The sequence below is a fragment of the Verrucosispora sp. WMMC514 genome (genome assembly GCF_027497295.1).
Taxonomy (GTDB): Bacteria; Actinomycetota; Actinomycetes; order Mycobacteriales; family Micromonosporaceae; genus Micromonospora; species Micromonospora palythoicola.
Genome location: NZ_CP114906.1, coordinates 5,213,528 through 5,225,149, shown reverse-complemented (window position 1 = coordinate 5,225,149; position 11,622 = coordinate 5,213,528). Strand labels below are relative to the sequence as shown.

At 73.0% G+C, this 11,622-nt stretch carries 7 protein-coding genes and 1 pseudogene; 3 read left to right on the top strand and 5 right to left on the bottom strand.

The genetic code is table 11. The annotated features are described in order from the left end of the window. Positions 1-14 precede the first annotated feature (14 nt). Together O7597_RS24285 and O7597_RS24280 are read left to right on the top strand one after the other, a co-directional pair. Positions 15-1,220, top strand: coding sequence for a low temperature requirement protein A (locus O7597_RS24285; protein WP_269741035.1), 1,206 nt, complete (start codon positions 15-17; stop codon positions 1,218-1,220). Positions 1,221-1,306: 86 nt separating this feature from the next. Continuing rightward, the gene (locus O7597_RS24280; protein ID WP_269741034.1) at positions 1,307-1,513 is read left to right on the top strand and encodes a hypothetical protein; all 207 of its coding nucleotides are present in this window, start codon (positions 1,307-1,309) and stop codon (positions 1,511-1,513) included. A gap of 78 nt (positions 1,514-1,591) precedes the next feature. Here O7597_RS24280 and O7597_RS24275 read toward each other — a convergent pair whose 3' ends face one another. From O7597_RS24275 to O7597_RS24255, 5 genes are all read right to left on the bottom strand, one after another. Beyond that, positions 1,592-3,163, bottom strand: coding sequence for a hypothetical protein (locus O7597_RS24275; protein ID WP_269741033.1), 1,572 nt, complete (start codon positions 3,161-3,163; stop codon positions 1,592-1,594). 192 nt (positions 3,164-3,355) lie between these two features. After that, positions 3,356-5,446: an amino acid transporter gene (locus O7597_RS24270; RefSeq protein ID WP_281580826.1), complete on the bottom strand. Its 2,091-nt coding sequence runs from the start codon at positions 5,444-5,446 to the stop codon at positions 3,356-3,358. 149 nt (positions 5,447-5,595) lie between these two features. Next, entirely contained in the window at positions 5,596-5,991 is a 396-nt protein-coding gene (locus O7597_RS24265) for a hypothetical protein (RefSeq protein ID WP_269741031.1), read from the bottom strand. Between the two features lie 289 nt (positions 5,992-6,280). Then, on the bottom strand, positions 6,281-7,060 hold the full coding sequence (locus O7597_RS24260; protein WP_269741030.1) for a DUF5995 family protein: 780 nt from the start codon (positions 7,058-7,060) through the stop codon (positions 6,281-6,283). Positions 7,061-7,245: 185 nt separating this feature from the next. After that, entirely contained in the window at positions 7,246-10,119 is a 2,874-nt protein-coding gene (locus O7597_RS24255) for a LuxR family transcriptional regulator (RefSeq protein WP_269741029.1), read from the bottom strand. Positions 10,120-10,256: 137 nt separating this feature from the next. Here O7597_RS24255 and O7597_RS24250 point away from each other — a divergent pair. After that, positions 10,257-11,432: pseudogene (locus O7597_RS24250) on the top strand (adenylate/guanylate cyclase domain-containing protein); the annotation flags it as partial. Positions 11,433-11,622 lie beyond the last annotated feature (190 nt).

Genomic DNA, 11,622 nt, shown 5'->3' with positions numbered 1-11,622 from the left:
GCCGGGAGCCATCCGTGCCGTTCGCCCACCTACAGCCCGACAACCCACGGCGACCGCTCACCCGCAGCGCGTCCACGACCCGCCGAGTTCCCCTCCTGGAACTCTTCTTCGACCTGGTCTACGTCGTCGCGCTGGCGCTGATCTCGCGCGGGCTGGCCGAGGAGATCAGCTGGTACCAGGCCGGCCAGGCCCTGATCCTGCTGGCCGCGGTGTGGTGGACCTGGGCGATCACCGCCCTGATCACCGACCTGTACGACCCGGAGCGCACCGAGATCAAGGCCCTGGTCCTCGCGGTGATGTTCGGGGTGCTGCTGATGGCCAGCGCGATCCCCAAGGCGTTCGGCGATCGGGGGCTCACCTTCGCCGGTGCGTACGTCGCCATCCACCTCGGGCGCGGCCTGTTCATCATCCCGGCGGTACGCGACGACCCGGAGATCCAGCGCCGGGCGGCCCGGGTCTTCTGCTGGTTCGCGCTGTCGGCGGTGCCGTGGTTGGGCGGCGCCTTCGTCTCGGAGGACCCCCGGATGGCGCTGTGGCTGCTCGCCCTCGGCCTCGACTACCTCGGGCTGCGGCTGTCCTACCCGGTGCCCGGGCTGGGCCGCGTCCCCGCCGCCCTGTTCAGGTTGACCGCCGAGCACCTGGCCGAGCGGTATCAGCAGTTCTACACCATCGCGCTGGGCGACGCGATCCTCGTCATCGGCATGGCCTACACCACGCACCACTCGGAGTTCGAGGACGCCGTGGCGCTGCTGCTGGCCTTCGCCACCACCCTGCTGCTCTGGCGGATCTACGTGCACAAGGCCGGGGAGCTGCTGCCCATGGCCATCAAGATCACGAGGGCGCCGATCCGCTTCCTGAACACCTCCCCCTACACCCACGTGGTGATGGTCGCCGGGGTGGTCGCCACGGCGGCCGGCTTCGAACTGGTGCTGCACACCGACACCCTGCCCGCGCGTACCCCGCCCGAATGGGCGGCGATCATGCTCGGCGGCCCGGCGCTGTTCCTGGTCGGCCGGGCCCTGTTCGAACGCGAGGTCTTCAACCGGATGTCGTGGTCCCGTCCCGGCGGCGTGGTGGCACTGCTGGCCGTCACACCCGCGGTGCTGGTCCTGCCGGCAATCAGCGCTTCGCTGGCCGCGCTGCTGGTGCTCGCCGTGGTGGCGCTGGACGACCTTCGCCGCAGCCGCGGTCGTCCACCCGAGGCGCCCATGCCGCCGTAGGGCCCGCCGGTCTCGTTAGCCGCTCGGCGCGGCTGGGTACAAGGTCCGCACCTTGCAACCCGAACCCCCGACTCGTGGAGGAAACCATGCGCGGCACGTCGATATTCGGAGTCCTCGTGGTGATCTGGCTCGTCATCGGCGCCATCGCCGCCGGCCAGCGCGGCTACTACAGCGACGACGAAGCCAACTGCGCCGAGGTCGGCACGATCCTGGTGACCATCGCCGCCGGGCCGCTGAACTACGTCGGCGCCAACCCGAAGATCGACTGCGAGCTGCCCCAGCCTTCTCAGTGAGCCCGGTGACGCACGACCAGGGCCCGTGCCGGCTGCGGACACGGGCCCTGGTCGTCGGCGCGGAGCCGGACGTCCGGCTCAACGGAAGCAGTGCGCCACCGGCACCTTGCTGCCCAGGCAGTTGGTCGGAGTGTTCTCGACCACGACGCTGTCGTCATCGATCTTGACCTGGGCCCGCTCGGCCTGGATCCCACCGGCCTTGACGGTGGACTGGTTGCCGAGCACGTGGCTGCGGTAGAGCGAGGTCGAGCCCGCCGTCACGAACAGCCCCGCACCCTGCGACCGCTTGCCCACCGCGGCGTTGCCCTTGACGTCGCTGCCCCGCACGAGCAGGTTCGACTTCTCGGCGTGGATCCCGCCGCCGTTTCCGCGCGTGGTGTTGCCGCTGACCACGCTGTCGTCCAGCGGCAGCAGGCCCTGGAAGGTGGAGATGCCGCCGCCCTTGCCGGTGGCGATGTTGTCGCGGACCGTCAGCTGCCGCAGCACCAGCACGGCGTCGGAGTTGGCCAGCCCGCCGCCGGTCTCGGCGCTGTTGCGCGCCACCAGGGTGTCGAAGACCTTGGTACGCGCGGAGAAGCTGGCCATCCCACCGCCCTGACCGGCGTTGTTCTGCACGAAGGTGGAGGCGTAGACGTCGCCGGCGGCCCGGAAGTTGGCCAGGCCACCGCCGTAGCTGACCGCGCTGTTGTGCCGGAACTCGGTCCGGTGCATGGTCATGACGCCGCCGTTGAGCAGGCCCCCGCCCTTGCCCTGGGTGCCGGCGGCCCGGTTGCCGATCAGCTTGCTGTCGCTGATCTGGAGGTTGCCGTCGTTGAAGATGGCACCGCCGCCGCCCTCCGCGGACAGCGAGGTGCTGCCGACGACGGTCACCCCTTCGACGACCGCCGTGGCGCCGTGCACGATGTGAATGCTGCCGCCCTCCGCCGCCGAGCGGCCGTTGCGCAGGGTGACGTCCCGGAGAGTCAGTTCGCCGCCGTCGCGGACGGTGAAGAAGCGGAAGTCGGGCGCGTGCACGCCCCGGACGATTGTCGCGCCGGAGCCCTCGATGGTGATCCCGTGGTAGATCACGGGCAGTCCCGCCTTGTCGTCGGCGGGATTGCGCGGCGGAGCCTCGGCGTCGCCGGGGTTCTCGGCGGTGTCGGCGGCTTCCCGCGCGTCGCGGATGCCGCCGTCGTACTCGTCGGGCTGCTGGAACGCGTGGGTCAGCAGGTACGTGCACTTCTCCGCCAGGCGCAGGGTGGCGCCGCCCTCGGCGTTCGCCCGCACCAGCGCCGCGACGAGCCGGGCCGAGTCGCAGGGCACCGGCACCACCGTGCCGTCCGGTACCCGCCCGTGGTGACCGGTGGACCGGCCGGTCGCCCCTGCCGAACTGTCCGGCGTCGCGCCGGCATCGTGTCGCCACTCGGGTCGCTGCCGGTCCGGCCCCCGGCGTTGCGGTGTCTCGTCGATTCCGGGTACGTCATCCTGGTACATCGCCGCGGGTCGGCCCGGGTCCGGTGCCGCCGGGTCACGGTCGGCGGCCGAGGCGGTGACGGCGGTCAGGCCCGCCGCCCCGGCCACCAGGCTGCCCGCCACCAGGCCACCGGCCAGCAACCACCGGGACCGCCGACCGGGTCGGGTGGACCCACGGCTCCCTTGGTACGTGGACATCAGCGCTCCTGCCTCTCGTGCGTGCGAAGAACACGGCCGCGCCGAATCGGGCGCGGGGTGGCTGACATCGCCTCAGCCCACCAGAGGCCACCGTACGGCGACACAAGGAGCAAATCAGGCATAAGTGAACGCGTACCCCATTCGGCTTCATGTCTGGTCGAACGGGCGGTCACCGGACGGCGGGAACGGGTGTCAACCCCCGACGTGGATCCCGGGGCGGCGCGCCGGCTCGGGTTCGGACTTGCGCAGGATTTCCCGGACCACCGGCGGGGTGTCCCCCCGACCGAGAATGAGGTAGCGCAGCAGGTGCGCGATCGGGTTCCCCTCCGACCACTCGAAGTGGGCGTGCGGGCGTACGCCGGTGGCGTCCCGCAGCGCCAGCAGGATCGCGGCGATGGCGTTGGGCGCCGCCGGGCTGCTCGCCCGCAGCACCCGGTAACCGCCCACCTCGACGCCGCACACCCGCAGCACGTGACGGAACCCGGAAGGATCCACCACGTCGATCTCCAGGAAGAGCACGTCGGTCGCCCCGGGGACCGGGTTCTGGCCCCGCTGTGCGCGCTCCTTGATGGTGTACTCCTTGATCGCCCCGCTGCGCCGCTTGTGGGCGATCACGTGCAGCCGCCCGTCGTGGGCGACCGAGTCGGCGATGAACCGCCGTGCCGTCTCGTCGAACTCGACCCGCTCCGCCCGCAGTTCGGTGGTGCGGGTCACCCGGGACACCAGCGACACGACGATGATGCCGAGGATGAACAGCCCGGAGATGGCGATCCCGTCCGGCTTCTCGATCACGTTCTCGACCAGCGCGTACAGCAGCACCAGGGTGAGCACCGTGAAGCCGGCGGCGACGCCGCGTTGCCGGCGGCCGGCGGCGGCGATGGCCACCGCGACGGCCGCCGAGACCATCATCGCGAGGATCCCGGTGGCGTACGCCCCCGCCTGGGCGTCGACGTCGGCGCGAAACACGACGGTCAGCACGATGCAGACGAGCGTGTAGACGATCACCACCGGACGCACGGCGCGGGCCCACTCCGGCGCCATCCCGTACGAGGGCAGGTAGCGCGGCACGATGTTGATCAGCCCAGCCATCGCCGACGCACCGGCGAACCAGAGGATCAGCACGCTGCTCACGTCGTAGGCGGTACCGAACGCCTCACCGACCTGCTCGTGGGCCAGATAGGCGAGCGCTCGTCCGTTGGCGGCTCCACCCGGCGCGAACGCCTCGGGCGGGATGAGCACCACGGTGACGAAGGTGGTGGAGAGCAGGTACACCGACATGATCAACGCAGCGACGGTGAGCAGCCGCCGGGTGTTGCGGATGCGGGCGGCCAGCCGGGCCGGCGCGTCCGGCCCCTGCCCCGCCACCAACGGCATCATGCTGACCCCGGTCTCGAAACCGGACAGGCCCAGCACCAGCAGCGGGAAGGCCAACGCGGCGGTCAGCGCCACCTCACCCGGACCGCCGCCCGCGGTCAGCGCCGCCGTCCAGTCCGCCAGTGGACGCGGATCACCGGCCAGTTCGGCGAGCGACACCACCACGATCACCGCGTTCAGCCCGAGGAAGGCGGCCACCAGCGGTACGGCCACCGCCACCGCCTCCCGGAAGCCGAGCAGGAACACCGCACCGAGGATGAGCAGCAGGAAGACGGTCACCCCGACAGCGACGCCGGTACCGCCGAACCACTCCGGCAGGTACGGATTCTCCAGCACGTGCACGGTGGCGTCGGCCGAGGACAGGGTGATCGTGACGATCCAGGACGTGGCGACGAATCCGAGCAGCACCAGCACGAATATCTTGCCCCGCCAGAACGGCAGCAGTCGCTCCAGCATCGCCACCGAGCCCTGACCGTGCGGACTGTCCCGGGCTACCCGGCGGTACATCGGCAACATGCCGAACAGGGTGAGTGCCACGATCAGCAGCGTCGCCACCGGAGACAGCGCGCCGGCGGCCAGGGCGGCGATACCGGGCAGATAGGACAGGGTGGAGAAGTAGTCGACGCCGGTCAGGCACATCACCCGCCACCAGGCGTGCGACCGGGTCTGTCCCTCGGCGGTCTCCGGTCCGACCGGCTGCACCCGGTGCACGAACAACCACCGGCGCAGCCGGCTCTCCGGTGCCGCCGGACCGGTCGGCACGGCCACCCGCTCGGGCACGGTGACCCGCCGCCCCGCCCGTTCCCCCTTGCCCGTGGGATCCCGCGCGGCACGCAACCCCGGCTCCGGCGCGCCGGGCGTCGGGCGGCGGCGTTCCCGGCCGCGTCGCGCTCTCGTCCCGTCCCCCATGCCCCCGCCTCACCGTTGTCGAACAGACCGTAGGTGGTGGTTCGGTCGCACCCACCGCAACGCGACGGTCGGGCCGCCCGACCGGATTCGTCGCTCGGCCCCCGGGCCGCGGTCGACCGGTCCGCCTTCCGTCAGCCGCCGCCGGGCCGTCAGCCGCCGCCGGGTGCGGCCAGCGCCCGGGCCAGGTCGGCGGGTTCGGCCACGGTGACCGTCATCCCGGGATGACGCGGCCACCCGCCGGGAAGCAGGCCGGGCACCGGTCGCACGAACCGGACGCAGACCCCGGCGGCCGTGGTGGTGCCGAAGGTGACGCCGGTGTCGGTGCCGGACAGGTGCGGGCCGATCACCCGCCACCAGCGGTACGGGCCGCCGCGCTGCACATCCGCGACGTTCTGTCGCTCGGTACGTAGCCGCCAAGGGCCGAACCGGACCAGCAGCTCACCGGAGTCGACCCGCACCCAGGCGGTGCCGGGCCGGACCCCGATCAGCGCCAGCAGCCAACGGAACCGCGACTCGAAGCGGAACTCGAACACCTGAGCGGTCATCACCGGGCTCCGCGGCCGGCGCGATCTCCGGGCCGAGCGGGGCGCGGTGGGGCGGCGGGGCGCGGTCGCGGTCGGGCGGCAGGACGGCGCCGGGACACAGCGGTCATGGTCGCGGCGTACCCCGCAGGGGCCGGCCGACACCCCCCGGGCCGGCCGGCCCCTGTTCCCCGTGGTCCCCCCGTGCTCCCCGTGGCCCCCCGACGGCCACCCCCGGACGTTGCCGTCCGGGCCTCGGGTCGGTTGTCCCCGCGCCCACAGGTGGGCGGGGCGCGGGGACCCCCCGTCCCGGTTACTGCAGGAACGCCCCGAGGGGCGACAGCAGCAACCGACCGAGCGCGGCGGCCGTGTCGTCGAGCCGCCTGCGCTCGCGCTCATGCTGGTGCGGGTCGTGCCGGCACCGCCAGATCCGCTGCGCGTTGCGCCAGGCGACATCGCGCGTGTAACCGATCAGTTCACCCTGGTACCAGTCGTCGATGTCGCCGTTGAGCATGTCGATGAGCAGTTGCCACTGCTCCAGGTAGCCCCGGCGCAGCCCGGGGATCTTGTCGGCGAAGATCTTGTTGATCTCCAGGTAGTCGCGGTGCTGGTCGCTGCCGTCGACCGGCTCGGACTCCAGGTGGTCGAACGTGGTGACCAGCGCGAACGGCAAATCGAAGTTGATGTGCGCGTTGACACCGGCCGCCGCCGAGGGAAGCGGCCGGGCGTCCGGCCCGCGCATCCGCTCGAACAGGCACGTCCAGGCCCGGGGCGTGCCCGGGCTGGCGTCGCTCCACATACGTAAGGCGTCGAAGTACCGGGCCGCGAACTCGACGTCCAGTCGGGACAGGAAGACCGGATCGACGAAGCGGTCGGTGTAGAGCCCGTCCAGCACACTGCTGGTGATGGTCAGATACAACTTGTTGAAGTCGGCGAGCGGGCAGCTGTCCAACAGGGGCGGGAGACGGACCAGCATGTCCTGCAGCTTGGTCAGGTGGTCGACCACGGCGGGCACGTCGGTGGGGTGATCGGCCAACAGGTCGACGATGTCCCGGTGCACCGGCCCCCACACCGGCTCCCCACACGCGCTCACGCGCACACCCCGCTCCGCGGCGTGCCGGCGCGGCGCGTCACAGCGCTGACCCTGTCGATCCGCTCGCCGCGCTCGCTCATGTCCCCTCCAGGCTGCTCGCCGGCGTCGTCGTGCCCGTTGCGACGCCGGGCTCAGCCTTTCAGGCGTCCGCCGCGCGGACATCAGTAGAACGACGTATCCGACACCTACGCGCGACTACGCAGGAAGATGGCGCTCGCCTGGACCCGGGTACGTACCTGGAGCTTGTCGAAGATGTGCGACACGTGGACCCCGATGGTCCGCTCGCTGATGAACAGTCGCTGGCCGATCTCCTTGTTGGTGAGCCCTTCGGCCACCGCGGCCAGCACCTCACGTTCCCGCGCGGTCAGGGCGGCCAGTTCCTCACCACCCGACCCGTCCGGCGTCGGCATCCCGACCGCGTCGCGCTCCTCCAACGCGACCCGGGCCCGCCCGGCGAGCGTACGGATCTCGTCGGTCAACGGCACCGCGCCCAGCGACTGCGCCATCTGGTACGCCTGGCGCAGCAGCTTTCCCGCGGTGGCGGCCTTGCGGCGACTGGCCAGCAACGCCTCCGCCTGACGCAGCCGCGAGTACGCCGCCGGGTACGGATGGTTGCGGTGGTCCCACTCGGCCGCGGCCCGTGCCCACAGCTCCGGATCCGCCCCGTCGAGCCGACTCACCTCGGCGGCGCACAACGCCAGGTACCCGTCGACCACGTAGCGCACCGGCCGGGCCGCCCGTTCGCTGCGCTCCGCCACCCGGTCGGCGATCCCGCGCAGCCGGCGCACCGCGTTGTCGTCGACGGCGACGGTACGGCTGGCGTGCGCCTCCGCCTCGGCGCGCAGCCCGTGCCAGACCAGCACGGCGAGGATGACCAGGTCGTCGGAGCGGGTCTCGGTCAGGCCCCGCTGCACGGCGTGCCGGGCCACCTCGTGCCGCCCCTGCCACATGGCCAGCCCGGCCCGCAGGGTGAGCAGCGGAATGACGTGCCGGGCACCGCCGCCGGCCAGGATGGTCGCCACCGCGTCCAGATCCCGGTCGGCCGCCTCGACGTCGCCGTAGCCGACCGACAGCCGGCAGCGGGCCAGCAGCAGTTCGACGGCGTCCGCGCCGGAGGGACGGTGCCGCAGGGCCGAGGCGACCACCTTCTCGGCCTCGGCCCACTGTCCCACCCGGAACAGTCCATTGGTGGCGATGGCCAGCAACCGGGTCTCGTAGGACCGACCCAGCCCCAGCTCGGCGACCCGCTCGGCCCCCCGGCGGGCGACCACGACGCCCTCCTCGAGGATGTTCAGCGGCCCGGTCAGCAGCTCGGCCAGGTGCAGGTAGGCCAACGCGACGTCCTCCGGGCGGCCGGCCCGCTCGGCGGTGGCCAGGGCCCGCCGCAGCACCGCCAGGCCGGCGTCCGGATCCTGGCGGTACGCCTCGGAGAAGCCCAGCGCGGCGCTGGCCAGCACCACCTCGGTGGTCGCGCCCTCCACCTGCTCGGCCAGGGCCAGCGCCTCGCGCGCCCGCTCGCCCGCCTCGGCGTACCGGCCGAGTTGCAGCAGCAGCTCCGCCCGCCGGGCGGCGGCGGTGGCCCGCTGCCCGGGGGTGCAGTCGGCGACGGCGAGTGCCTGCTCGTACTCCACCTCGGCCAGTGCGGAACGGCCGGCGGCGGCCAGGTAACGGGCCCGCCGGATGTGCAGCTCGCAGGCGGGAAGGGCGGTGTCCGCCCCGGCCAGTTCTTCGAGCAGGGCCAGCGCCCGCGCGTACTCACCACAGTGGTGCGCCGCCTCGGCCGCCCGCCCGAGCAGCGCGGCCCGGTCGACGTCGGGCAGCCCCTCGGCCGACTGCACCGCCACCGACCAGTGGCGATGCGCCTCGGCGTAGCCGTACAGCCGCTCCGCCTCCTCGGCGGCGGCCACCGCCGCCGGCAAGGCCCGCTGCGGCTCACCGGCCAGCCGCCAGTGATGGGCCAACCGGGCCTGGTGCAACTCGGCGGGCGCGGAGGTCAACGCCTCGGCGTAGCGGCGGTGCAGCACCGCCCGTTCGGCGGGCAGCAGCTCGTCCTCCAGCACCTCGGCGACGAGCCGGTGACGCAGCCGGTAGCCGTCGGCGGACCCGACGAGCAGCCGGTGGGACACCGCCGCCCGAACCGCGTCGAGCAGCTCGTGCTCCGGCAGCCCGACCACTCGGGCGAGCAGCCAGTGCTCCACCGGTTCGACGCCCGCGGCGACGGCGTGCACGGCCCGGTGGGCCGGTCGCGGCAGGGCGTCCACCCGGGCCAGGAAGACCTCGCGCAGGGTGTCGGACAGGCCGTCCCGACCGTCGCGCAGCTCCCGGGAGAGTTCCTCGACCACGAAGGGGTTGCCGCCACTGCGCTGCCACAGCTGCTCGGCCGCCTCTGGCGTCAGTGGCCGACGCATCACCGCGGTGGCCAGTTCCTCGGTGCCGGCCCGGTCCAGCGGAGCCAGATCGAGCACCCGCACCGACCGCAGGCGGCGCAGCTCGGTGAGCACCCGGCGCAACGGATGCGCACCCTGCAGCGACTCCGAGCGCACCGCCGCGAGCACCGACAGTTGCAGGTCACCGAGGCCGGCGAGCAGATACAGCAGAAGCTGCCGGGTGGTCCGGTCGACCCACTGAAGGTCGTCGAGCACCAGCACCAGCGGGCGGCCGCCGGCGATCACGTGCAACCCCCGGGACACCCGCTCCAGCAACGCACCCGCGCCGTCCGGGCCGGCCCGGTCCTCGGCGAACACCCCGAGCAACGCGCGCACGGACGCCGCGGCCGGCGGGGCGAGGTCGGCGTCGAGGCGGCGCAGCGCCTGTCGCAGCGGGTGCAGTGGGGAGGCGTCGCCGATGTCCAGACAGGACCCGGTGAGCACCAGGGCTCCCCCGTGACCCAGCTGGTCGCCGACCTCGCTCAGCAGCCGGGTCTTGCCCACGCCGCTCTCACCGGTCAGGAACACCGCCGCGGTGTGTCCCGGCACCACGTCGTCGAGCAGCGCGGATCGTACCGTCGCCACCAGGTCGTCCCGACCCACGAGCGGTGTGGTGTCCACGTCGCTGGCCATGGCTCGCAGCCTAGTCACAGGTTCCGCCCCCGTTCTACAGGTGCCGGGCGTCTGTCCTACTCATCGCGTCGACATTGCGACCAAAGGTTGCGTCCGGCCGACATACGTCGTTCTGCCGATCCGCCGTCAGACCAGCGATGACAGGCTCCGGACATCGTCGGCGCGAACGGGGGGAGAGGCAGGGTGCGATCTCCATGCCCAGTTCTGTTGTCGCTGGTCAGGCCGCCGCAGGGCGGATGCGTTGGCCCGTGGCGGAGGAGCGGCGGACCGTCACGGTCCTCTTCGTCGACATCGTCGGGTCGACCCGGTTGGTCGACCGGCTCGACCCGGAGGACGTCCGCGCCCTGCAACGGGCCTACTTCGGCGGCGTCGCACGGGTGCTGCGCCGGTGGAACGGCGCGGTGGAGAAGTACGTCGGCGACGCCGTGATGGCCCTGTTCGGCGCGCGCCGCGCGGACGGATGGGACGCGTACCGGGCGGTGCGCGCCGGGCTGGAGATCCAGCGGGTGCTCGACGGTCTCCGGCTGGCTCCCGGGCTGCGGGTCCGGGTCGGCGTCGCCACCGGCGAGGCCGTCGTCGACCTGGCCACCGACCACGACGGCGGGCACGGCGTCGCCAGCGGCGCGGTCGTCACCCTCGCCGCCCGGCTACAGGAACACGCCCTACCCGGTGGGGTGGCACTCTGCCCGGCCACCCATCGGGCCGTCGCCGGGCTGATCGCCCAGCGCCCGGTCCCGGCGGTGACCGTCGCCGGCAAGGCCCTGCCGGTCGACGTCTGGCACGCCACCGGCACCGAACGTCCCCGACCGCCACGCCACGGCGGCGCACTGCTCGGCCGGCGACGGGAGTTGGCCGTCGCCCGCGAGCACCTCGCCGAGGCCACGCGTGGGCGCGGCGACCGCCGGGTGCTGCTGCTCGGCCCGCCCGGTAGCGGGCGCAGTAGCCTGTTGCGGGAACTGGTGCGGACCACCGGCACGCTGGACGGGGTTCCGGTGCGTTGGTGTCCCACGGCCTGCCCGCCCTATCCGGAAGCCCCGCTGCAACCCATCGCGGACCTGGTCCGCGGGCTGGCCCGGGCTCGCGTCACCGACGACACCGAGACGGTACGCGGCCGGCTCGCCGCCGCCCTGACGCCACTGGTGCCGGCCGACCTGCTGACGCCCGCCCTGGACACTGTGGACGACCTGCTCGGGGCTCAGCTCGGCCAGTCCCGCGCGGTGACGTACTGGTGGGAGGTGCTGCTGAGCCTGGCGCGACGGCAACCGGTGGTGGTGGCCGTCGACGATCTCGACCGTGCCGCGCCGGCGCTGCGCCGCGAACTGGCCACGCTGGTCGACCTGGCCGACGAACGTGACCTGCCGCTGGTGCTGGTCGCGACCGGTGACCGGGAGCGCGGCGTCGCCGCACGCCGGGGGGCCCGGGTGCGCCTGTCGCCGCTGGACACCATCAGCTCCGGCCGGCTGCTGCGCCGGCTGCTGCGCCGGGCCGGTCAACCGAGCGGGT